Source organism: Bacillus sp. SIMBA_154 (genome assembly GCF_046536015.1).
GTDB lineage: Bacteria > Bacillota > Bacilli > Bacillales > Bacillaceae > Bacillus > Bacillus pumilus_P.
In genome coordinates, this window is the sequence record NZ_JAWJBV010000001.1 from 310,894 (window position 1) to 335,079 (window position 24,186).

The following is a 24,186-nucleotide window of genomic DNA, read 5'->3' on the forward strand; positions in this document are numbered from 1 at the left end:
CAGGGGGTACCTGCTTTTTTACGTGGATGGACGATTAGGGCCGCCGAGCTTTTTATCAAGCTGATCTGTACTGTTTTCTTTCTCTTTCGGCTTTTGCTCTTTTGGTGCTGGCTGCTTTTTCATGAAATCTACCTCCTTTGTCCTTAGAATTTACAGAATCGGACGCAATCATACAAAGAAGGACAAGCACATGTCGAAAATGAAGAAATAGCGCTCATCTTCACTTAGATTGGCGATTTGCTTCTAGTTTTGTCATGTGTGAAGGAGGGTGTGAAAGAAAAGAGAATGTAACGAGAGACGATAAAGGAGGAATCTGATGATGAGCGAATTTGTATCAAAAGAATCCATTATGCAGTTGTTAGAGGAAATCGAGCGGAAAATTGATGCAGTGGAAGCTGAGCTGTCTCATGCTGTCCAGCAAACAACATACGCAGTCAAAGAGGAGCAAGAACAAATCATTGACCGGCTTGAATCAGAAGTGAAGGATTGTGAATGTAAGATTCATGAAGCAGAGTATAAACTGATGGCAAGACCGGCATATCACGCTGGGTAGCTTTCATATTTGAGCAATAAGGAAACGTTTGATAGGATGTTCATAGAGGTGAACACTTTGGATAATCAAACATTACTTGAACATACACAAGAGCTGAGAATATGGATCGAAGAAGCATATGAGCAGTACCAAAAGGGAAAGGCTGAAGAGGAATATCCATCATATGATTTTTACAAGGACATTCAGCCGGCCGTTGTCAAATTTGACAAGCAAATGGAAGAGTGGCTCACCGCTGCCATCTCGTTTATTCATCAGGCCAAACCTAGATACTTACATCAAGAACAGCTTGAAGCCGTACAAGAAAATGGAAAAGAGGTTGTTCTGCAATCTTATTTTGGCAAACAGCACGCACCCCGTGTGAAAAATTTAGTTGAGTCGGTGATTTACACAATGAACCTTCTAATAGAAGAAATCAAAAAGCGCAGCTGATGAAATATCCTGCGTTTTTCTTATGGCTGCTTTAGGCACACCTTCTGTTTTTGATCATAATATATGAGTGACATCAATATGTTTTGAGAGCGAGGAGCGAGATATATGTTCCCTTATTCAAACCAGCAGCCATATGAATTCAATCAATTCCAGCAAGGTCCTTTACCGTATTCAGACATGCAGCAGCCTCCGCAGCCTCCAGAATATTTCATGCCTCCATATCAAGCTGGAATGAGCCAGGCGCCATCTGCTGCCTATCAACCGCCTTATGGATACCAAGAGAATTTCCAGCCTTTTCAGCAGCCAGAAGCAATCAATCAGCCGCAAATGCAGCAGTCAGGCATGATGCCCATGCAGCAGCCTATGAATCCTTATCCTTTGCCAAGACCGCAAAAACAGCAATCATCTCAATTTAAAAGTGTGCTGTCACAGTTCAAAAAGACGAATGGGCAATACGACTTTAACAAATTGTTTGATACAGCTGGGCAAATGATGAGTACGATGAATCAAGTGGGGTCATTGGCGAAAGGATTTACAAGCATTTTTAAAGCATAGCAAAACCCAATAGAAGCATCTATTGGGTTATTTGCTTTGGTGCGGTCACGCGAAGTGACTGATCTTTCCACACACTCTTCATGTTTGTTTCATCTATTTTTGCAGGCATTAAAATGGTTTTGGTAAAGCTAGAAAAGGAGGAAGTCGTGTCCGTTTTGATTTTCTCCTGTACCGATAAGTGTAAATATTGGGCTTTGACTTCTAGCGCAATATCACCTTCGACAAAATGGTCTGGAAATTGGATCTCAATATACACAAATTGATCATCTTCTGTCACATCGGTTGTAATCGATGCAAGTGAATGGGATGTGGTCATGAGCGCCTCCGCACTATTTAAAATTTCGTGAAACGGGGAGGATGCAAAAAATTGTTCAATTGCTTCATGCAGAATTTCCTCGTTTGCCAACAATTCATGTTTTTTTTCGTCTTCTTGTTTCATTTAAATCACCTCTCATCTACAGCCTATGCAAAAAGGGCTCAGGCGGTTATCAATTGATGAGCGGAAAAAATTATGATTAAATAGTGTTGAATGAAGCAAGGTGTATGAGCGTAAGTTTCATACGCTGAATAGATCTAGGAGCAAAGCTTGAAGGGAGCAAATTGACATTGCTGAAAAAATTATTCGGTTTCGGAAAAAACCAAGATGATGTAAAGGAAGAAGTCATTTATTCTCCAGCTGATGGAGAGTTAATGGATATGACTGATGTACCAGATCCAGTCTTTTCACAAAAGATGATGGGAGACGGCGTAGCAGTCAAACCAAAAAGTGGCACCATTGTGTCACCAGTAGAGGGTGAAATCATTCAGCTCTTCCATACAAAACATGCAATTGGAATTCGAACACTCTCAGGGCTTGAGCTTCTGATTCATATCGGACTTGAAACAGTTGGGTTAAATGGTGAAGGTTTTGAAGCGCACATAAAAGAAGGGGATAAAGTGAAGACCGGTGATCCTCTCATTACATGTGATTTAGAACTCATTGAAGAGAAAGCAGCAAGCACAGTGACACCCATTGTGATCATGAATGGTGATCTGATCGAACGACTTGATAAAGAACCAAAGGGATCTGTGGAAAAACAGACCTCTAAGCTCTTTACGGTTAAAGTGAAATAATCATGCAGCACAAAAAAACTACCCTCACATGATAGGGTAGTTTTTTTAATGAAATTAATCCTCCATCGGGACCCAGCCTTGACTCGCTTCCATGACAGACCACAATCCCTCTGGAATCAGGTACTTGTCTTTTTGGCTGCGTTTAATGACGGTTTCAATCTCGCTTTCTCGTCCTTCTTTAATTTTCTTTGCCCAATCAGGATCAACGATTAGCTCTCGTGCGACAGCGATCAGCGGAATCCCTTGATTGTAGGCACTCAATGCATCGTCGGCTGTAATGACGCTGCCAACACCGATTAGTGGAAGGGTATCACCGCAGCGCTCTTTTAATAGCTCCATACGTGTCTTGTTAGAATCTGCGCCTCGTCTTGCTTTAGAGTCAATCTCCATTAAAGAGATATGCAAATAATCGAGTTTTTTTGTTTTGAGAACATCAACTAACGTGAATGTCTCTGTCATTGTTAAACCAGGTGTTTCTGGTTCTTCAGGGGATAGTCGATATCCAAAGATAAATGGTTTTGTCACGTGCTCCTTGATCGCCTCTTTGACTGCATCCACAACGGCGATAGGGAATGCTAGACGTTTTTCTTCACTTCCTCCCCATTGATCTGTACGCTGATTACTATGCGGGGAGTAGAATTGCTGTAATAAATACCCGTTTGCTCCGTGGATTTCCACGCCGTCAAACCCTGCTTGAATCGCTCGTCTTGTCGCTTCTTTAAATGAGTCGATAATATGAGTCATTTCCTCTTCTTTTAAAGCGCGTGCAATTTGTTTTCCATCTTTGAACACATCGCTAGGCGCAACCACATCACCGTTTGGAACTAAATGAGGAAGGGCCTGAGAGCCGCCGTGATGAATTTGAATGATGGCTTTTGTTCCTTTTGCCTGGATCGCAGAAGCTAGTTTTTTCAGACCAGGTATATCTTCATCTCTTGCGATAGAAGGCTGTCCTTCAAAGGCCTTTCCATCTGGAGTAACGTTCGCACATGCTGTGATGACCATGCCCATTTCACTTGATCTAGCTGTAATGAAATCAATTTCTTCCTTTGAGATGGTGCCATCCTCGTGAGAACCGAAGTGTGTCATTGGAGCAACGACCAACCGGCCGTCAATAGAGGCACCTCCTGGAAATGTAAATGGTTCAAATAAAGGCTTAAATTCGTTTTTCAATCTCATCATCTTCTTCCTTGATAAAATCATTTCACTATAGAAGTGTAATAGATACTGTTACAACACATCAAAATATTTGCTCACGAGCGGCGCATCAAAAAATTGCCGCCTAGTCATGCAAACAAATATTCGGTACACTATGAATGAGAGGTGATGCGATATGAAAAAGAAAACAATGAACGAACTCATAGAAGAATTAAAGAAAGACGAACAGGTAGAACATTGGCATGAAATTGAAGCGAAGCCTGCACAGACCTCTCCGGTTCCTGAAAGAGTGAACGACAGGCTGAAAAAGGCGCTTGAGAAACGAGGCGTGAAAGAACTATATATTCATCAAAAGGAAGCCTTTGAACGTGTGATGGACGCGGAGCATGTGGTCACTGTCACACCAACAGCTTCAGGTAAAACGCTTTGCTACAATCTGCCTGTTCTTCAGTCGATCGCAGAAGACCAGACCAATCGCTCTCTTTATTTATTCCCAACAAAAGCGCTCGCGCAGGATCAAAAAAGTGAATTAAACGAAATCATCCACGAGATGGATATTCCGATTCATAGTGAAACATATGACGGGGACACCTCCCCAGCTGTTCGCCAGCGCGTCAGGCAGGCAGGACATATTGTCATCACAAATCCGGATATGCTGCATTCAGCCATTTTGCCTCACCATACGAAATGGGTCAGTTTGTTTGAGAATTTGAAGTATATTGTGATTGATGAGCTTCATACATATCGAGGCGTGTTTGGCAGTCATGTCGCCAATGTGATTCGCAGGTTGAAGCGAATTTGTGCATTTTACGGAAGTGATCCGATCTTTATTTGTACATCCGCAACGATTGCGAATCCGAAAGAGCTTGCAGAGCAGCTGACCGGGAGCAAAGTGCACCTCATTGAACGAAACGGAGCGCCTAGCGGTAAAAAGAATTTTGTGTTTTACAACCCGCCAGTCGTCAATAAACCATTAAACATTAGACAAAGTGCGGCCACTGTTGTCAATCAACTGGCTAAAACATTCTTAAAAGAAAAAATCCAAACGATCGTCTTTGCTAGAAGCAGAGTGAGAGTGGAAGTGATTTTAAGTCATATTCAAGAGCTAGTGAAAAAAGAGATTGGTCCGAAATCGATTCGTGGTTATCGCGGGGGCTATTTACCAAAAGAGCGGCGCGTGATTGAAAAGGGGTTAAGAGATGGAGATATACTAGGCGTCGTCAGCACGAACGCACTAGAATTAGGGGTTGATATTGGCCAGTTAAAGGTATGTATCATGACGGGGTATCCTGGTAGTGTAGCAAGTACGTGGCAGCAGGCAGGCCGTGCTGGAAGGCGTCACGAGGAAGCACTCATTATCATGGTGGCTAGCTCATCACCCCTTGACCAATATATCGTCAGACACCCTGAATATTTCTTTAACAGACCGCCTGAAGCAGCCAGAATCAATCCTGAAAACCTCATTATTTTAGTCGACCATCTCAAATGTGCTTCCTACGAGCTCCCGTTTCGAGAGGATGAACAGTTTGGCGGCATGGATGTAGAAGAAATCTTGCAATACTTACATGAAGAGGGGGTTCTTCATTTTAGCGGCAACCGGTATTATTGGTCAGATCAATCGTTTCCAGCGCATGGCATCAGCCTGCGGTCTGCAAGCCAGGAAAATGTGGTTATTGTGGATCAATCAGATGTAGCGAATGTTCGGATTATTGGTGAGATGGATCGATTCAGTGCGATGACGTTACTTCATGATGAAGCGATTTATTTACATGAAGGCGTTCAGTATCAAGTGGAAAAGCTAGATTACGAGCACCTGAAGGCTTATGTGAAACAGGTAGATGTAGAATACTATACAGATGCTAATTTAGCTGTTCAATTGAAGGTGCTTGAAATTGATCAGACAACGGAAAAGGAAGCGGTATCTGTTCACTACGGTGATGTGACCGTAAACGCAATGCCGACGATTTTTAAAAAAATCCGGTTATCGTCTGGTGAAAATATAGGATCCGGTCCGATTCACTTACCTGAAGAAGAAATTCATACGAGTGCCACTTGGTTTGAATTACATGAAGCAGAACGTCGATTCGAAGAGAAAACACTTGAGCAGCTGCTGCTTGGCATCGCAAATGTTCTTCAGCATATTGTACCCGCTTTTGTGATGTGTGACCGTTCAGATATTCATGTCGTTTCTCAAATTAAAGCAGCTCATACCGGAAAGCCGACTGTCTTTTTATATGACCATTATCCTGGCGGAATCGGCTTAAGCAAGGAAGTTCAAGCTCGTTTTGATGAAATTGCCCGTGCGGCCATTCAGCTGATTGAGCGCTGCCGCTGTGAGAATGGCTGTCCATCCTGTATTGGCATGGAAATGAAAGAGGTGAGCGGAAAAAGCAGCATCGTTGAATTGATGTCGGTATTTTAAGGAAAAGGAGGGAGACACCTTCTCATGTCTTTAAAAGGGAAATTAAACAGAATGAAAAAGCACCTTTCGCACAATCAGACAGATGAAAAGCGGCAGGAAACAAAAGAAGAACAAACTCAACCTGTGACAGCAGAAAACATCCCATTTTTAAAAAAGTGGGAGCAATTGGGTGCAGCTCCTTACTACTTTGAGGACTCTTTCTGTCTGATTCGAGAAGTCACCTATCAATTAGGTGATCAGCATGGACTGTATTCGTTTGCAGAACTGCCGAAGATCGTCGATGCTTGGAACGAAAGTGAGATCCAGCATTCTCTTTCTGCAAAAGGGTACAAGCCGCACGAGCTGTTTTTCTTTGATACAGAAACAACAGGTTTATCTGGCGGGACGGGAAATATGATCTTTTTGCTAGGACATGCGCGGGTTTTTACAGACAAAGTGGTGGTGAAACAGCATCTGCTCACCAATCCAGGAAATGAAGCAGCGCTGTACAAAAGCTTTCTTAATGAAGTGGACGTAGAATCCCTTGTTACATATAATGGAAAATCATTCGATTGGCCGCAAGTGAAAACGAGACATACGTTATTACGCGATCAAATACCTGCACTTCCGGAATTTGGCCATTTTGATCTTCTGCACGGATCTAGACGATTGTGGAAGCACAAATATGAACGGATGGCTCTTTCTGTTGTAGAAAAGGAAGAGCTGCACGTCCATCGAGAGGGTGACACGCCAGGGTTCTTGGCACCGATGATCTATTTTCATTTTCTAAAGGAACAAAATCCGAAGTTGATTGAAGGGATCTTGACTCATAATGAACTAGACGTCTTATCGTTAATCAGCCTCTACATTCATCTATCCAAAAAAATATTATCTGTGGATGCGGTGAAGGAAAACGATGAGAAATACGCACTTGCTAAATGGCATCTTGCTCATCGTGATGTACAGGAAGCAACGAAGCATTTGCGAGAATTAACGGATGCTGAGTTTGAGCATGCGAAAAAAGCGGCTTATGATCTCTCCTTACAATACAAACGATTAAACCAGTGGGATGAAGCTATCCGTATATGGAAAGATCTATTTGAATCAAACGATGTCCATTTAGCATTAAAAGCGGGCATAGAGCTTGCGAAGTATGAAGAGCATCGTCAAAAAAATGCGACGTCAGCTCTTTCGATCACTCAATCATTATTATCTCTCCCGTCTTTAAGTGAACGCGACATGAAAGAACTTGAAAAGCGAAAAAAGCGGCTCTTAAGGAAAGCTGGGCAATGAAAATTATTGCCTGGGAAAGCGCAAGAAATGACAACGTTCGGCTATCGGCCGAAAATAAAAATTGTTTAGCACTTTTATTGTAGAAAAGTCACGAATCCTGTAAAATAACGTTAGATATTGAATGAGGAGCGTAGAGCATGTATAAGGGTCTTTTTTACTTGTTTTTTCTTGTTGTCATTTTGGTCGCTTTTGTGTTTTCGAATTATAAAGATGTTTTTCTTGCAAACTTTTAAAATAGGTTAATGCATTAGTACATGTACACCTCTTCATTCATACATTGTTAATGTAAGAAATTCAAGGAGAGGGGAATGCTACATGTACCATCATCATTGCAAGCCAAATGTTACACAGCCAATTGTTCATCCGACGAATCATTGCTGTACACACAGCGAGTCAACAACAATTGTGCCGCACATCCATCCGCAGCATGTGACAAATGTTCACCATCAAAACTTCCAACATGTTCACTACTTCCCGCATACGTTTTCTCAGGTGGACCCGGCAACACATCAACACTTTAACTGCGGTGGACCTTGCTGTAACAGATAACGTGAAATGGGACTTTTATAAGTCCCTTTTTTTAAAAGCAGGTGAAAAAATGAAAATTATTGCTGTCACAGGGTACAAGCCATTCGAACTTGGGATATTCAAACAAGACGAGCCTGCACTTCAATACATAAAAGCGGAGCTTCAAAAAAGGCTGACAGCCCTTATCGAAGGGGGGCTGGAATGGGTTCTCATATCGGGTCAGCTAGGTGCTGAAATCTGGACAGCCGAAGTGGTGTTAGAGCTTCAAGAGGAGTATCCAGCTTTAAAACTTGCTGTCATTACGCCATTTTATGAACAAGAAGAGCGCTGGAATGAACAAAATAAAGAGTTGTATGAAGGCATTCTTGCACAAACAGATTTTGTAGAAAGTGTCACGCATAGACCGTATGAAAGTCCGGCACAATTTAAACAAAAGAACCGCTTTTTTATTGAAAAAACAGATGGTCTTCTCGTCCTCTATGATCCCGAGCATGAGGGCTCTCCAAAGTATATGATCAGAGAAGCTGAAACCTATACCGATTACCCAATTATGTATATCACAATGGATGATCTAAGAGCACAGGTTGAGGCGGAAGATCCGTTTTTTGACTAAAAGCAAGAGAAAATTTGACAACGTCACGTATTTCTGAAAAAATATACTATGAATTCACGATATGAGGTGAAAAAGATGCTTGCTGATAAAGTAAAGCTTTCTGCGAAAGAAATTTTAGAAAAAGAATTTAAAACAGGTGTCAGAGGGTATAAACAAGAAGAAGTCGATAAATTTTTAGATATGGTCATTAAAGACTATGAGACATTCAACCAAGAAATCGAAAAGCTTCAACAAGAAAACCTTTACTTGTCAAAACAGCTTGAAGAAGCAGTTGAACAAGGGAAAAGACAGCCTGCACAGTCCAATACAACGAACTTTGATATTTTAAAAAGACTATCTAATCTTGAGAAACACGTTTTTGGCAGCAAACTTTATGATTGAGTCATGCCGAAAAAGCTTGTGTCAGATGACATTATCGTTTATAATAACGCTTATTGATTAACGTTCGGGTAATCGCTGTAATGCTTTTAGGCATTGCAGAGGAAAGTCCATGCTCGCACGGTGCTGAGATGCCCGTAGTGTTCGTGCCTGGCGAAAAAATAAGCCAGGGCAGCCTGGGAAAGGCTGACGGCAGGAAAAATGCCTACGTCCTTTTAGGATATGGCAAAGTATCCTTGAAAGTGCCACAGTGACGAAGTCTCACTAGAAATGGTGAGAGTGGAACGCGGTAAACCCCTCGAGCGAGAAACCCAAACTTGGTAGGGGAACTTTCTCAAAGGAACCAAACGGAGAGAAGGACAGAGAATTCTGTAGATAGATGATTACCACCTGAGTACGAGGCATTTGCCGTTTGCAGTACGATGGAACAAAACATGGCTTACAGAACGTTATATCCGTTATTTTAAACATGATGAAAACAAAGCTCTCCTATTTCTACATATGGAGAGCTTTTATCTTGAATAAATAAAAGGACGAGAAAACAGGTGATAAACAAATGAAAACTTATACACTCATCGCGACAGCTCCAATGGGGATTGAAGCGGTTGTTGCAAAAGAAGTAAGGGACCTTGGCTATGAGTGCACTGTAGATAACGGGAAAGTCATTTTCCAAGGGGATGCCCTTGCGATTTGCCGTGCAAACCTTTGGCTGCGTACAGCAGACCGGATAAAGGTACAAGTTGCTGAATTTTCAGCAAAAACATTTGATGAGCTTTTTGAACAGACAAAAGTGATTGACTGGGCCGCTTTTTTGCCGGAAAATAGTACGTTCCCTGTCATCGGTAAATCAGTCAAATCACAGCTTGCAAGTGTGCCGGATTGTCAGCGCATCGTCAAAAAGGCCATCGCGCAAAAGCTTAGATCATCTTACAATATTCAGTCTGAATGGCTTGAAGAGACGGGTCCTGAATATAAAATCGAGATTGCGCTTTTAAAAGATAAAGCAGTGCTAACCCTTGATACATCTGGTGTCGGCCTTCATAAACGGGGGTACCGTGTGGATCAAGGCGGAGCACCTATTAAAGAAACCCTTGCTGCCGCGCTCGTGTTATTAACGAACTGGACACCTGACCGCCCATTTGCTGATCCTTTTTGCGGATCAGGCACAATTGCTATTGAAGCAGCTATGATAGGACAAAACATTGCCCCAGGATTTAACCGGGAATTTGCATCTGAATCATGGGAATGGATCGGTGAGGACGTATGGAACAAAGCGCGCCTAGAAGTGGAAGAAAAAGCGAACTATGATCAGCCGCTTCATATTATTGCGAGCGATATCGATCATCGCATGGTAGACATTGCAAAAATGAATGCAGAAGAAGCTGGACTAAGTGAACTGATTCAATTTAAGCAAATGCAGGTGAAAGACTTCCAAACAAAAGAAGAGTATGGTGTGATTGTCGGAAATCCGCCCTACGGAGAACGACTCAGTGATAAACCAGCTGTTGAAAAAATGTATCAAGGGATGGGTGAAGCATTCAAGAACCTAGACACTTGGTCCATTTACATCTTAACGTCACATGAAAAGTTCGAAGAGTGCTTCGGAAGAAAAGCAACGAAAAAGAGAAAGCTGTTTAATGGATTTATTAAAACAGACTATTATCAATATTGGGGGAAACGCCCTCCTAGAAAGCAGACAACTGAATCATAAAAAATGGTCACGCCTAAAGAAGGTGTGACTTTTTTATTGCGGAAAGGTATAAAGCTTCACGAGACGGAATAAACTGAACTTGATTTTAAAAAAAGAGGTGTCTCCATGATTCATTATGATCAATTTCAGTTAATCGAAAAAGCACTCGCTTCGACTGCTCAAGAAATAGAAGGGCATGAAACTGGACAATCTGCTCAGCTTGCGGCAGCCATCCAAGATTTAGCGCTTGCTCAGGCTTACATAGAACGTTCAGAGCATGCATTTTTAATGAAGGAAAGCTATCAACATCGCTTGCGTTCATAAAAAAGATTGTCATTCCCCAGCATAAATGTTACTATTGAATGTCTGAATGATTCAAAAGTTGGGGGTTGAAGCAGGTGACAGCATCTCGTTTGCCTTTTTCATTATCAAAAGAACACAATTTTTACGAAGAACTGGGCAACTGGATTGGTGATGTGTTTTATGACATTTTGCCAGAAAAGGGCTTTGATCTTCGAGATGAACAAATATTTATGGCTTTTCAGTTAGAAAGAGCTTTTAAAGAAAAAAGTGTAATGTTTGCCGAAGCTGGGGTAGGCACAGGCAAAACAATCGTCTATCTATTATTTGCCGTCACATATGCAAGATATACAGGGAAACCTGCAATTATTGCATGTGCAGACGAAACGTTAATTGAACAGCTGGTCAAACAAGAAGGTGATATCTATAAAATTGCCAATCATCTTGATATACAAATAGATGCGAGATTAAGTAAATCGCATGATCAATATTTATGCTTGAAAAAACTAGAGAAAACCATGCAGCGTGAAGATGATGAGAAGTGGCTCGATATTTATGAATCGCTTCCTTCATTTGTTCATGAATCACATGGCATGCAGACCTTTTATCCGTACGGCGATCGTAAAGAGTATCCAGAACTTTCAAATGATGAATGGTCACGCATTGGCTATGACTCTTTTCAGGACTGCTTGACGTGCGACATGCGTCATCGCTGCGGCTTGAATTTATCAAGAGATCATTACCGGAAAGCGGCAGACCTGATCATCTGCTCACACGACTTTTACATGGAGCATGTGTGGACAAAGGAATCTCGCAAACGTGAGGGCCAGCTTCCGCTGCTTCCTGAACATAGCTCCGCTGTATTTGATGAAGGTCATCTTCTTGAGTTTGCCGCACAAAAAGCTTTGACGTACCGAGTGAAGCAATCAACGCTCGAGACATTTTTGGAGCGTCTTTTGCAAAACGACATTCGCGAAGAATTTGCAGAACTTGTTGAAGATGCATTAGCAACAAACGATGAGTTCTTCTATCTTTTAAAAACAAATGCCAAAGAAGTCAAAGGCTCGCATCGACTTGAAATTGGGCGCGTGGATGAGGTGAAGCGCTCAGCAAGTGAATTGTGTGACTTACTTGAAAAAATCGGAGAAGCGCTCGTGTTTGAATCCGAGATGTATACAATTGATCAATACGAATTGTCTGTTGTGGAAGAGTACATTGAACAAATGGCGTATTCCCTGTCACTTTATCAAAAAAATGCCATTAGCTGGCTTGAAAAACAGGAATTAGATACGACATTTGTCGTCATGCCAAAGACGGTCGCAGAGGTGCTTGGCGAGAAAGTATTCTCGCAAAAAAGACCATATATTTTCTCTTCAGCGACATTGTCTGAAAACCAATCATTTGATTATTTAGCTGAGAGTCTTGGGATAAAAGATTACTTATCAATGAGTGTGGCTTCGCCGTATGATTACGATGAGCAAATGCAGATTTATTTCCACGGGATTCAGCAGCCGGTCTTAGAGCCAGAGGCAAAAGGACAGCAAGTGATCACTCAGCTGAAAGAAAATGGAGGCCGATCTCTGATTCTATTCCCTTCATTTGATGAACTCCATGTATTTAGAAAGCACCTTGAGGCATCAAATGAATCACTGCCTTTCCAAGTGTATTTTGAGGGAGACGAGGAAATCAGCACCATCGTTCAAAAGTTCCAAGCAGATGAGACATCAGTGTTATGCTCCGTTCATCTGTGGGAAGGGCTGGATATTCCAGGTCAATCCCTAACGAATGTGGTCATTTGGGGGCTTCCTTATCCGCCGCATGATCCAGTATTTGAGGCGAAACGGAATGAAGCAAAGGATGCATATGCTGAAGTGGACCTTCCATATATGCTGCTTCGATTACGACAAGGCATTGGAAGACTGATTCGGACAAGTCAAGATGCAGGAAGCATTCATATATACTTTGATCGCAAGGAAGATAAAGAGCTTCAAAGTAAAATTGAATCCGTCCTGCCAGTGAAGCCAGTCATCACTTCATCATAGGGACGAACGACGAAAAGAGGAGGATACCAATTGTGTATCCTCCTTTTTCATTGACAAACGAACATTCATTGAAGTAGCCTTGAAACGTACATACATATTTTATTGATTGGGGGAACGAACGCATGAATCTTGAATCAAAAGAGAAAGCGTTTTATCAATTATTAGGAAAAATCGCCCATTATACAGAGGCGCTCCATTTACTTTATTGGGACTCTAGAACACAGGCGCCTAAAAAAAGCGCTGATTTCAGAGCTGAAACCATCGGTCAATTATCAAGTGATATTTTTAATATGAAGACTTCTGATGAAATGAGAGATCTTCTTGACGCATTAAATAAAAATCGAGAGGAGCTGTCAATAGATACACAGAAGGCGCTCGAATTATCGCAAAAAGAGTATGATGAAAACAGCAAAATTCCAAAAGAAGAATTTAAAGAATATTCCATTTTACAATCCAAAGCAGAGCATGTCTGGGTAGAAGCAAGGGAGAAATCAGATTTTTCACTTTTTGCACCTTACTTAAAACAGCTCATTGACTTTAACAAGCGTTTTATTCAGTATTGGGGCGTGAAAAAAACGCCATATGATGTGCTGCTCAATAACTATGAGCCAGATATGACCGTTGAACAGCTCGATCAAAAATTTGGCGCACTTCGTGACGCCATCGTTCCTCTCGTGAAAAAAATTGAAGCCTCTCCAAATAAACCGGATACTTCATTTTTATCGAAAAGCTTCCCGATCGACAAGCAAAAAGAGCTAAGCCTCTTTTTCTTAAAAGAGTTAGGGTATGACTTTGATGCAGGGCGTCTTGATACAACGGTTCATCCGTTTGCTGTGACATTAAGCAGAGGGGATGTTCGTGTGACGACTCGCTATGATGAGCATGATTTTCGGATGGCGATCTTTGGCACCATTCATGAGTGTGGTCATGCCATCTACGAGCAAAACATTGATGAAGCGCTGAGCGGAACGCTATTATGTGATGGCACGTCAATGGGTATCCATGAATCACAATCTCTTTTCTTTGAGAATTTTATCGGCAGACATGAAGATTTCTGGAAAACATATTATCAAAAGCTGCAAGAAGCTTCTCCTGAACAATTTAAAGATGTATCTTTAGAAGACTTTGTGCATGCAGTGAATGAGTCTAAGCCGACTTACATTCGAATTGAAGCAGATGAACTCACGTATCCGCTTCACATTATTATCCGGTATGAAATTGAGAAAGCTATTTTCAATGAAGAAGTCGCCGTTGAAGACCTGCCTGCGCTTTGGAATGAAAAATATAAAGCGTATCTTGGCATAACACCGCCTAATGATGCACTCGGCATCTTGCAGGATGTTCACTGGTCAGATGGAAGCTTTGGTTATTTCCCTTCTTATGCTCTTGGTTATATGTATGCGGCGCAATTAAAGCATCAAATGATCAAAGATTTACCAAATTTCGATAAACTGATTCAAAATGGGTCTTTTGCACCGATAAAAGAATGGCTAACTGAACATGTTCATAAGCATGGAAAACGGAAAAAGCCATCTGAAATCATTCAAGATGCGACTGGCGAAGAATTAAATGTTCAATATTTAATCGATTACTTAACGGATAAGTATACGAAATTGTATTTATCATAAATGAAAGGCACCCTTTCGTCAAAAGGGTGTTTTTTTGATGCTTGAATATTCTAAAAACGAACATTTTGATCTGATCTATTATTTAAGTTCGGTATTTTTCTAGAAAAGTGCTTTCCAAGCGTCTGAAATCTTGTTATAATTTGAACACGATAACACTCATATAATCGCGTGATGATGGCACGCAAGTTTCTACCGGACACCGATACTGTCCGACTATGAGTGAGCAAAATGAAACAGCTCTTGTTTGAGCTGAAGATCCGTGGATCATTTTCGCATTGCTTGCTCCTAATGGACAGCAATGCTTTTTTTATGCAAAAAATAGGATGTTTGCCAATATGCTAGGGGGAAGAATGATGGAATTGTTACGTCAAAAAATTGAGAACGAAGGAATCGTTCTGTCGAATCAAGTGTTAAAGGTAGATGCCTTTTTAAATCATCAAATTGATCCTATGTTCATGCATGAGATCGGTCAAGAGTTTGCTAGATTATTTAAGCATGATGGCATTACAAAAATCATCACGATCGAATCTTCTGGCATCGCGCCTGCTGTGATGGCTGGACTTGCCCTTCATGTGCCCGTCGTCTTTGCTCGAAAACGACAATCACTCACATTAACGGATAACCTCTTAACAGCAAGTGTCTACTCTTTTACGAAAAAAGTAGAAAGCACCATCGCTGTCTCGAACACACACCTTAGTGAAAATGATTGTGTGTTAATCATCGATGACTTTTTAGCGAACGGTGAAGCCGCTAAAGGGCTTGCCGCTATTGCAAAGCAGGCGAAGGTAAAAGTAGCAGGATTTGGAATTGTCATTGAGAAGTCATTCCAGCCTGGAAGAAAAGAGCTTGTGCAAATGGGCTACCGAGTCGAGTCACTCGCACGTATTGCATCACTCGAGGAAGGAAAAGTCACGTTTGTACGGGAGATACAATCATGAGTGCCGCTAAAAAAGCCAAAACGCTCTCTCTAGGAATTCAGCATGTGCTGGCGATGTATGCAGGTGCGGTTCTTGTACCCCTCATTGTTGGAGATGCGCTTGGACTCTCGCCTGCACAGCTCACTTACTTAATCTCTGCGGATATTTTCATGTGTGGTGCTGCCACACTGCTGCAAGTATGGAAAAACCGCTTCTTTGGTATTGGATTACCTGTTGTACTAGGCTGTACATTTACTGCAGTTTCTCCTATGATTGCCATTGGCTCTAAATATGGGATTTCGTCTATATATGGAAGTATTATCGCCTCAGGTTGTATTGTCATTGCCCTTTCCTTTTTCTTTGGGAAGCTTGTGAAATTTTTTCCGCCTGTTGTAACAGGTTCCGTCGTAAGGAATATAGTTTGAGTACAACGTAAGTTTGCATGAAAAAAGAGCCGTACAATAGGCTCTAGTCTATAGATAAGTTGTTCATAAATTGATTGACTGCTCGATTGGTTTGAAACAAAGCTTCATCAGAGGGCTTGTTACTTGAATAAACTGTTATGTTATAACCTCCTTTAGAATACTTGGAAACACTTTCTGCCTCATCAATTTCTAAAGAATCTAAGGTCTTCTCAATAAACTTTCGAACACGTATGTAACTCGATTTGATAAAATCATTTGTGGAAATTTCGTTATGTATGTACTCGGTCATCATTTTCACCTCCCCTTAATCTATGATACCACATATGTATGTAATTTGTATTTTATTAAATGATTATTTCTGCATTCAACATATCTTTCATTCTAAGTACACCAATTTCAATAAAAGCTGAACCTTTGATATAATAAGCATAACTCTAAAATACAGTAATAAGTTAGGTGTATCTGATGCATAATAAACACATCTTTGAACAAAATAAAAAAAATCCATTCAAACAAAAAGATAGTGCCTCTAATAAGAACGAACTTATAAAAAAAATGAGGTCTATACAAAAAAGTCACGAAAATGTTAATCAGGAAGAAGAAAATGAAAAGTCAGATATAAATTATAAAAAGCTTTATAAAGAACAAAAGAAATTAAACGAAAAATTAAAAAAAGAGCTGATTCAGATATCTGAACAAGCTAAAAGAGACAGGGAAGAGCTCTCAAACAAAAATAATAAATTAAAAGATGCTCAGAGTTTGAAGTATTCTTTAATTAAAGAAATAAATTCTTTGAAATATGGAGACTCTGCTCTAATCAAAGAATATGAAGAAAAACTCACTCAAGCACACCTAGACATCGAACTGCTGAATGAAAAATTGGATGAAGAAGTCTTAAAGTCAAAACAGTTCAGAACTTATGAAAAGCGATACAAGGGGAGTCTAAATACAATAAACCAATTAAAGGACAACCTAAATCAACTGAAGAGAACTGCTGAACGCCTTGAAGAACGATTGGTTGAAAAAACTAAGGGTATGAAGACGCTAGAGTCTAAAATTCATAAAAAGGACGAGAAAATCGAGTATTATAAATCTTTTTATGATAATTTCTATGAGAATCTAAGTATGATTGATCCAGAACAAATGTTGAATGATTTGTATGAACGAATGGATGAAAGCAACTATAGCAATTTCAAGTCAGTTTTTAAATTAGTGAAAAAATATCGCTCTTTGAGCAAGTTTTACAGCTTTTCTCAAGCCGAAAGAGTAAATGTGTTTGGGTATTTAAAAAAATACGAGGATAGCTATAAATTAGAAAGCACTAATGGTGAAACATATCAAATTCGTATTCATGTAGAAGAATCTTCAGATGAATCAGGTAAACCTGCGAGAGGAATACTAAATGATGACGGTACTGTAGACATTGTTTTAACATACGAAGATGAGACGTCATTTAATACAGATCAGGAAACACACAGAGTAAGAAGAAAAAAGAACGGCTCTAAAGAGAATGAAGTTGAGCACGTTCATATCGGGGATTTTAAAGTTTTAATCATTAGTAGCAGGGACGGCAAAAAATTTACAGATCGGTTAAGGTTGCATGGATTACAAGTTGAGTGGATGGATGGTTTCAATAAATTAAAAGAAACTAAAAATATGATGATCAGTGCTGATATAGTATTAGCTTGTGCTGATAGTGCTTCTCATGACATAATATACCATATTACTAATCAGGGCAATGACCCTAAATATCAAGTAATGTTTAATCCAAATGAAGATACTATAGTATCTCGCACTATTTATGCAAAACACCAATTGAAATTATAGTGTTGGAAAGAGGTAATGATATGGAAAAGAATTTTAAATTTAAAAAATTCGGCATTAATATAGAAATGGGAATGAAAATGAACAATGGAGAACCTGAAATTCACCAATTAAATGAATTAATTCAAGTGGATGGAAAATCATTTAGAGTAAGCAGATCATACAAAACCATGACTAATGAGTTTATGCATGTTAAAAATGACTACGTTCTTACATTTGAATTAGAAGAAGAGAGACTGAGTCTTACACCTGGAGATTTCAAGTTGAAAGATGATGAAGGAAAAGAGTACCCTTATTACTTCGCAAATAAAGACGATGAATCTTTCTTGGTTGACAAAAAGACAAACAAAGTGCATTTTGATGTTAAAGTAAGAGATAGATATTACTTAATGTATTCTCCATATTTCGGTGAAAGAGAAATAATAGTTGAACTCGATAGTTTCTAAAGATTGAAGGATGCTTTTTTCGCATCCTTTTTTGTTTAAATTAAAATGATCTGTTCAAAATGTTGTCTCATTGATTATTCAAGCACAGCAAACCAAGTAAAACACCTCGATTGCGGTATACCGAAAACTTTTAAAATGAGCAACCCAACTTTACATATGTTGTAAATATCATGTTAAAATTATACAAAGGAATTGTTTACAAGGGGGTAACGGGATGACAAGGTTAATTGCCTCTCAAGAGGTAGGAAACATGTTAAATACTTGGAATCTTGCCATACAAAAAGGGGATTTATCAGCAGCTATTGAAATGCAAGATGACATTGACAGGGCAATTGAATCAATGGAAGAAAATCAAGATATTCTTTTGTATTATCAACTTTTGGGCTTTAGACTTAAGCTGAAAATTCAGAATATTAGCAGAAATTTAGACAAGCCATTCTTTGAGAGAAACGCCCCAGATGAAAAAGAAGAAAAAACAAATAAACTCATGTCATATTACTTCTATTTTTATAATGGAATTTATCATGAGTATTTGCAAGATTATGATAAGGCATTAAGTTATTTCAGAATAGCCGAAAAGAAGTTAGCTTATGTTGATGACGAAATAGAAAAAGCTGAATTTCATTATAAAATAGCCGTTCTATTCTATGACTTGAAAATGACTTTTCTATCTAAATATCATGCTCAAATCGCTTCAGATACTTTTAATGCACATGAAACGTATATCAAAAGACAAATCAATTGTAGAATACTTCATGCGCTAAACTTAATAGATCAATTTAAATATGATAAAGCAAGTGATCTCTTTAATGAAGCAGAGGAAATGATTAAGGATATTGACGATAATCACTTAATCATACACCTTTACTACAGTATGGGATTTTTGGAAAGTAAAAAAGGCAATTACACAGATGCTGCTGAATTATATAGAGGTACCTTAAGCCACGAAGAAATAGAAAACCATGAATTATTGAAATTGAGATGTTTGTACGAATTATCTAGAGTTGAAATTTCAACTCAAAGTAAAGAAGCAATAGAATTAATTGACCAGGGGTATAGTTTATCTGAACAAGTTGACCATGAAATTTTTCAGATTAAATTTAAATTATTAAAAGAGCTTGTTTATGATGTTACTGAATCTCAAATAAATAATATTAACACTCTGTGCTCAGAACTTGAAGAAAAAGGAGTATGGGTTGATTTAGAGGAAATCTTAGTTGATGTGGCGAAATATTTAGAGGAAAGAGGCTTGCTGCAACAGTCATTGAGTTATTATAAAAGAGCCTTACTTGCAAGCCAGTACGTAGGAAAAGGAGTGAATTAATTGAAAAAATCTGTTTTTATTACATTATCAATAGCTGTAGTTGCACTAGGCACACTTTTCTTTTCAAATGGTTTGACTCAACCCTTAAAGGAAGATGCTCAAACAGTTGCATCAAGAGGCAGCTCTGGAGGATAATTGGTTAAAAAACGATAAAATGGATTAAAGTATAAGACTCCTTATGGTATTCTAATAAAAGAATATTCCATAAAAGGAGTCTTTTTATATGAAAATATTAGACGCTCCTTCCCTAATATCAGCTGTAGAGAAAAGGTCAAAGGCATATGAACAGTTTCGGGAAGAAATTACAGATTTGAAAAAAGCATTACAAGGCGTGTCCAATTTAGGTGATGAATTTACTGGAAAAGGTGCAGATAACATCAAAGCTTTTTATAATGACCTTGCACTATACACGGACACTTATCTTGATTTTATCGATATGCAAAAGGCTTTTTTAGATGGAGTGAAAGGAAAGCTTGATGATGAATCATTAGGCGGAAGCACATTTATTGATGAGCACTTCTTAGAAGCTCAATTGAAGCAAGGTATTCAGAACAATAAAGATATGATCAAGGAACAAAAAGAAGCCTTATCAACTATTTTTGATGATATCAGTGATTTAATTGAATTGCAGACGTTTTCCAGCAAAGAGATAGATGATCATTTAGATGATGCGAACAAAAAAAGAAAAGATGCGATTGATGCTTTACATAAAATAGACAATGATTTGAAAACGGAATACGCAAAGTCAGAAGCGATTGAGAATCACCTCAAAACTTTTTATGCAAAGATGATGGCTGCAACAGGAAAAGGAAAGAACGCTCAGCCAATGTATTATGATGCAAAAGCATTTCATGAGACAGATGTGTACAAAAACCATGAGAAAATTGATGCTCAAGTGAAAGCATATTTAAAGGTGAAAAAAGAAGAAAAAGAGAAACGAAGAATCAAAGAGCTGAAAGAAAAGCTCAATGATCCTTCGTGTATATCAGAAGAGAAATACTTTGAGATTGTAGATGAGATAGGATATGATAATCTCTCATATGATCAAAAAATGTATTACAGCCAGCTCCTCCAAATCAAAGCACAAGAAGAAGCATCAGAGGTATTCGTTGATAGTGTAAAAGGTGCTGCAGTTGGTCTATATGATGTGGCCAAAGATACAGTAGTTGGAATCTACGATCTTGTGACAGACCCTGGGGGTGCCGTTGAATCAGTCGTAACAGCTGTTTCCCATCCAATTGAAACATCGAAAGCGATTGGAAAATCGATTTCAGACTCATTCCAAAAAGAAGTCATAGATGGTGATGCGTATTCCCGGTCACACTGGTTCGCCTATGCGACTGGTTCTCTAGCGGAAATCGTCTTTGGCTCTAAAGGGGCAGGAGCCATTACAAAAACGGGGACATCTGCAGCAAAAACAACCGTTAGAAAAGGGCTTGAACAAGGGGCAAAATCAATAGATAATGTCTCCATTCCGAATCTATTGCCATACTCACCAAAGTTTCAAATAGCTGGTGGAGGGAAACTACCGTATAACGTTTTTGACGGGGAGAATATCAAAAATAAACTTCTTTCCATGGCAAAACGTTTAGACAACAATTCAGGCTATGGAATCTCTCAGACAGGCAGACGATTACCAGCACCTAAATCACCACCGACCGTTGTCAGTTATGGAGATCACTATGTGAGATGGAAACGTAAAAAAGTATTAAAACCGAATATTGTCTATTCAACCAAACAAGGCTACACCTATACAACAGATCACTACGGACGGATTGTCAAAGTTGAAGCAAGTGATTTAAAATACGGAGAGGTCAAAAGAAACCAATACGCCCAATCCAATTCAGGTAAGCCAGATCGATTACCTGATGATGATGGTGGTCATTTGATCGCATCTATTTTCAAAGGGTCTGGAGATATTGATAACCTGCTTCCGATGAATTCACAGATCAATCGTAGTGGTGGGAAGTGGTATACCATGGAACAAGAGTGGTTGGCTGCATTGAAAGAAGTTCCGCCTCAACATGTAGAGGTTAGTATTCGACCTATCTATAAAGATGATTCATTAAGACCTGAAAGGTTCGTAGTGCGATATAAAATTGGAGAACGTACCAAACGTGAAACTATTAAAAATCAACCTGGAGGTTAAAACTCAATGGAAGAATTAGAACAATACTATAAAAAAATAGCAGAATCAACTGATAAAATGATCCCATGTGATTGGGATAAAGTTTGGATGTATGCAGAAATACTTGATGATTCAGCTGGAATTACTTTTTACTTCACTGAACCTAATAGTGAAGAACGTGTCTATGGAGACGATATTCCCGAACGATATAGAGTAAGTGACTCCGTTTATGATCATTTATTAGTTGAACTCTGTGAAGCCTTTGAAGAATTGAAAAATGAATATATAAAAAATGATTTGGGAGCTTGGACAACAGCTACCGTTCAATTGGAGAGATCGGGAAAATTCGCAATTGACTATGGTTACGAAGACATTCTCAATATAGGGCTTTATGGCATTCAGAGAATAGAAGTTTGGGAATATGAAACTTTTGGAATTCTACCTGAAAATGAAAAAAACAAAGAAATTGTACTAAATTATATTAAAAATAAAGAAGAAAACAATAACTAACACATAACCCTCCTTTATATTGGGGGTTTTTTGTATACCAATATTTACATCGAACAAAAGTTCTTAAAACGCATTGATAAAGAACGTTTGTTCTGTTACTATTTAATCCTTCAAGAAGGAGTGATTAAATGCTTAGAGACAGAGGTACGATAAAATGGACAGCTATGATGTTACCTGAGCATGTTGCACAACTTAAACACGATCTAGCAGAAACGAAAAAAACAGATAAGCCAATTATAGATGAACAACAAATAGAAGAATTCGAATCAACAATTGCTTACGCCATGAGTGTTAACAAGCCATTAATTTTTTCAATTTATGATTCAGGAGTTGTCAATCAACTTAAAGGTTTCACACAATACATCAATTACGAAAAGAAGATGCTACATATAAAGGATATGTCAGATGATATTCACTTTGTTTTAATAGATGACATAGTGGGTGTTGCTTATGATTGATTACACCAAATTTCCACGACATAAGATACTGTGTGTAGACATGAAATCCTTTTACGCTTCCATATCAGCAGTTATGATGGGCTTGGATCCTCTGAAGTGTTATCTAGCTGTTGTAGGAAACACAGAGAGACAGGGGAGTGTAGTGTTAGCAGCAAGCCCTAAACTCAAACAAGATTTTAAAATTAAAACTGGCTCAAGGCTATTTGAAATTCCAGATGATCCAAGAATTCATATTGTTAACCCTAAAATGGATACCTTTATAAATGTTTCAACGAAAATCACGCAATTGTTTTATCGTTACGTGCCTGAGTGCGATGTTCACACTTATTCCATAGACGAATCGTTTTTAAAAGTTGATGGAGTTATGAGAATGTGGAACAGTGTTGAAGAGATTGCTGAACATATCCAAGATGCCATCATGCGAGAATTTGGGTTACCTTGCACAATTGGAATTGGTGACAATATGCTGATCAGCAAACTTGCTTTGGATTTAGAAAGTAAGAAAGCACCGAATGGTATTGTTAGATGGAGATATGAAGACATTCCAGAGAAACTATGGCCAGTTAGACCAATCTCTAAAATGTGGGGAATAGGAAGACGAATGGAACAAAACTTAAATCGAATGGGGATATTCACAGTTGGTGCATTGGCTAAGTATTCACTCGAAGCTTTAGAAAAGAAATTCGGAGTGATGGGTAATCAGATGTTCCACCATGCTTGGGGAATTGATTTATCAGAGATAGGTGCTCCAGTGTTACAAGGGCAAGTGAGTTTTGGGAAAAGTCAGATTCTACTCAGAGACTATACGACAAAAGAAGAAATCAAAGCTGTGATCCTCGAAATTTGTGAAGAGGTTGCAAAACGAACGAGAGATAATAACAAAGTGGGAAGAACGATTAGCTTAGGTATCGGATATAGTAAAGAAGAATATGGTGGAGGGTTTCACAGAAGCAAGACCATTGAAAGACCAACCAATATCACTATGGACATCTATAGCACGTGTATTGAGCTGTTTAATACTTTTTATCAGAATAAGACGGTTAGAAGCATTTCAGTAACGTTAAGCAAGATTGAAGAAGATGCTAACCATCAGTTAACTTTATTTGATGAAATAGGAATAGAGAAAAAAAGACAGTTGGGCTATGTTATGGATGGTATTAGAAAAAAGTACGGATCAAAGTCGCTGCTGAGGGCTGTTTCATATACTAAAGGTGGTACTGCATTGTATAGAGCTGGCTTAACTGGCGGACATAGAAGCAAATGATGGATTAAGCATGTTTTCAGTGGCACTTGAATAGCCATATCGACTTTTGTTTAAAACAAAGTTGATGCGTTGTATTGATTAGGTTACAATATAAATAAGCGATGATTAAAAATAATGCCGTGCTTATTTTCATCAAATTTTTCACCTCCTTTGGGGTGAAATGAGTTTGGGCTACTGGCATAGCCTAGACTAAACAAAGAGGACATTCC

Annotated in this window: 25 protein-coding genes, 1 other RNA gene, 1 pseudogene and 1 riboswitch; of the genes and pseudogenes, 24 read left to right on the forward strand and 3 right to left on the reverse strand. The window is 39.1% G+C overall.

All coding sequences use genetic code 11. From position 1 onward, the window contains the following. Positions 1–18 precede the first annotated feature (18 nt). Positions 19–123 (reverse strand): acid-soluble spore protein SspM, encoded by a 105-nt coding sequence (gene sspM, locus R0K30_RS01760; protein WP_099728448.1) that lies wholly within the window; start codon positions 121–123, stop codon positions 19–21. A 196-nt stretch (positions 124–319) separates the two neighbouring features. Between sspM and R0K30_RS01765 the strand changes: the two genes are divergently transcribed. The 3 genes from R0K30_RS01765 to R0K30_RS01775 all read left to right on the forward strand — a co-directional run bounded on the left by R0K30_RS01765 (position 320) and on the right by R0K30_RS01775 (position 1,537). Next, positions 320–553, forward strand: a complete 234-nt coding sequence (locus tag R0K30_RS01765) for a DUF5446 family protein (RefSeq protein WP_230030314.1) — start codon at positions 320–322, stop codon at positions 551–553. Between the two features lie 48 nt (positions 554–601). Next, a complete protein-coding gene (locus R0K30_RS01770) occupies positions 602–982 on the forward strand; it encodes a YppE family protein (protein ID WP_230030313.1) in 381 nt (126 codons plus the stop codon). A 105-nt stretch (positions 983–1,087) separates the two neighbouring features. Continuing rightward, positions 1,088–1,537: a YppG family protein gene (locus R0K30_RS01775; RefSeq protein WP_099728451.1), complete on the forward strand. Its 450-nt coding sequence runs from the start codon at positions 1,088–1,090 to the stop codon at positions 1,535–1,537. A gap of 19 nt (positions 1,538–1,556) precedes the next feature. On the opposite strand, the gene R0K30_RS01780 is transcribed toward R0K30_RS01775, so the two are convergent. Then, a complete protein-coding gene (locus tag R0K30_RS01780; protein ID WP_410608732.1) occupies positions 1,557–1,976 on the reverse strand; it encodes an Hsp20/alpha crystallin family protein in 420 nt (139 codons plus the stop codon). Positions 1,977–2,143: 167 nt separating this feature from the next. Between R0K30_RS01780 and R0K30_RS01785 the strand changes: the two genes are divergently transcribed. Then, positions 2,144–2,650 (forward strand): PTS sugar transporter subunit IIA, encoded by a 507-nt coding sequence (locus tag R0K30_RS01785; protein ID WP_099728453.1) that lies wholly within the window; start codon positions 2,144–2,146, stop codon positions 2,648–2,650. Positions 2,651–2,704: 54 nt separating this feature from the next. On the opposite strand, the gene R0K30_RS01790 is transcribed toward R0K30_RS01785, so the two are convergent. Beyond that, positions 2,705–3,823, reverse strand: a complete 1,119-nt coding sequence (locus R0K30_RS01790; protein ID WP_410609151.1) for an NADH-dependent flavin oxidoreductase — start codon at positions 3,821–3,823, stop codon at positions 2,705–2,707. 160 nt (positions 3,824–3,983) lie between these two features. Between R0K30_RS01790 and R0K30_RS01795 the strand changes: the two genes are divergently transcribed. The 20 genes and pseudogenes from R0K30_RS01795 (at position 3,984) to R0K30_RS01890 (ending at position 23,977) form a co-directional block, all read left to right on the forward strand. Continuing rightward, positions 3,984–6,230: a DEAD/DEAH box helicase gene (locus tag R0K30_RS01795; RefSeq protein WP_099728455.1), complete on the forward strand. Its 2,247-nt coding sequence runs from the start codon at positions 3,984–3,986 to the stop codon at positions 6,228–6,230. 24 nt (positions 6,231–6,254) lie between these two features. After that, positions 6,255–7,502, forward strand: coding sequence for a ribonuclease H-like domain-containing protein (locus R0K30_RS01800; protein WP_410608734.1), 1,248 nt, complete (start codon positions 6,255–6,257; stop codon positions 7,500–7,502). A gap of 315 nt (positions 7,503–7,817) precedes the next feature. Beyond that, complete coding sequence (cotD, locus tag R0K30_RS01805; protein ID WP_256498722.1) at positions 7,818–8,051, forward strand: spore coat protein CotD; 234 nt, start codon at positions 7,818–7,820, stop codon at positions 8,049–8,051. Between the two features lie 49 nt (positions 8,052–8,100). Next, positions 8,101–8,643, forward strand: a complete 543-nt coding sequence (locus tag R0K30_RS01810) for an SLOG family protein (RefSeq protein WP_410608737.1) — start codon at positions 8,101–8,103, stop codon at positions 8,641–8,643. A gap of 75 nt (positions 8,644–8,718) precedes the next feature. Continuing rightward, the gene (gene gpsB, locus R0K30_RS01815; protein WP_410608739.1) at positions 8,719–9,024 is read left to right on the forward strand and encodes a cell division regulator GpsB; all 306 of its coding nucleotides are present in this window, start codon (positions 8,719–8,721) and stop codon (positions 9,022–9,024) included. A 60-nt stretch (positions 9,025–9,084) separates the two neighbouring features. After that, an RNA gene (gene rnpB, locus R0K30_RS01820) (RNase P RNA component class B) lies at positions 9,085–9,468 on the forward strand. 109 nt (positions 9,469–9,577) lie between these two features. Beyond that, on the forward strand, positions 9,578–10,732 hold the full coding sequence (locus tag R0K30_RS01825) for a THUMP domain-containing class I SAM-dependent RNA methyltransferase (protein WP_410608741.1): 1,155 nt from the start codon (positions 9,578–9,580) through the stop codon (positions 10,730–10,732). A 105-nt stretch (positions 10,733–10,837) separates the two neighbouring features. Then, positions 10,838–11,035, forward strand: a complete 198-nt coding sequence (locus R0K30_RS01830) for a hypothetical protein (RefSeq protein WP_099728460.1) — start codon at positions 10,838–10,840, stop codon at positions 11,033–11,035. Between the two features lie 74 nt (positions 11,036–11,109). Then, complete coding sequence (locus R0K30_RS01835) at positions 11,110–13,053, forward strand: ATP-dependent DNA helicase (RefSeq protein ID WP_410608743.1); 1,944 nt, start codon at positions 11,110–11,112, stop codon at positions 13,051–13,053. Between the two features lie 122 nt (positions 13,054–13,175). Then, complete coding sequence (locus R0K30_RS01840) at positions 13,176–14,681, forward strand: carboxypeptidase M32 (protein WP_230030310.1); 1,506 nt, start codon at positions 13,176–13,178, stop codon at positions 14,679–14,681. Between the two features lie 136 nt (positions 14,682–14,817). Then, a riboswitch (purine riboswitch) is annotated at positions 14,818–14,917 on the forward strand. A 117-nt stretch (positions 14,918–15,034) separates the two neighbouring features. Next, positions 15,035–15,619, forward strand: a complete 585-nt coding sequence (gene xpt / locus R0K30_RS01845; RefSeq protein ID WP_410608746.1) for a xanthine phosphoribosyltransferase — start codon at positions 15,035–15,037, stop codon at positions 15,617–15,619. Continuing rightward, positions 15,616–16,008: pseudogene (locus R0K30_RS01850) on the forward strand (solute carrier family 23 protein); the annotation flags it as partial. The gene xpt and the pseudogene R0K30_RS01850, both read left to right, overlap by 4 nt. A 480-nt stretch (positions 16,009–16,488) precedes the next feature. Further along, complete coding sequence (locus R0K30_RS01855) at positions 16,489–17,850, forward strand: coiled-coil domain-containing protein (RefSeq protein WP_410608748.1); 1,362 nt, start codon at positions 16,489–16,491, stop codon at positions 17,848–17,850. A 20-nt stretch (positions 17,851–17,870) separates the two neighbouring features. Next, complete coding sequence (locus R0K30_RS01860; protein ID WP_410608750.1) at positions 17,871–18,293, forward strand: hypothetical protein; 423 nt, start codon at positions 17,871–17,873, stop codon at positions 18,291–18,293. Positions 18,294–18,507: 214 nt separating this feature from the next. After that, complete coding sequence (locus R0K30_RS01865; protein WP_410608752.1) at positions 18,508–19,617, forward strand: response regulator aspartate phosphatase; 1,110 nt, start codon at positions 18,508–18,510, stop codon at positions 19,615–19,617. Next, positions 19,618–19,752: a hypothetical protein gene (locus R0K30_RS01870; RefSeq protein WP_410608754.1), complete on the forward strand. Its 135-nt coding sequence runs from the start codon at positions 19,618–19,620 to the stop codon at positions 19,750–19,752. Positions 19,753–19,840: 88 nt separating this feature from the next. Next, positions 19,841–21,766, forward strand: a complete 1,926-nt coding sequence (locus R0K30_RS01875; protein WP_410608756.1) for a T7SS effector LXG polymorphic toxin — start codon at positions 19,841–19,843, stop codon at positions 21,764–21,766. Positions 21,767–21,772: 6 nt separating this feature from the next. Then, positions 21,773–22,255, forward strand: coding sequence for a TIGR01741 family protein (locus R0K30_RS01880; RefSeq protein ID WP_410608758.1), 483 nt, complete (start codon positions 21,773–21,775; stop codon positions 22,253–22,255). Positions 22,256–22,383: 128 nt separating this feature from the next. Next, a complete protein-coding gene (locus tag R0K30_RS01885; RefSeq protein WP_410608760.1) occupies positions 22,384–22,713 on the forward strand; it encodes a YolD-like family protein in 330 nt (109 codons plus the stop codon). Beyond that, on the forward strand, positions 22,706–23,977 hold the full coding sequence (locus R0K30_RS01890; RefSeq protein ID WP_410608762.1) for a Y-family DNA polymerase: 1,272 nt from the start codon (positions 22,706–22,708) through the stop codon (positions 23,975–23,977). The genes R0K30_RS01885 and R0K30_RS01890 overlap by 8 nt, the downstream gene beginning before the upstream one ends. Positions 23,978–24,186 lie beyond the last annotated feature (209 nt).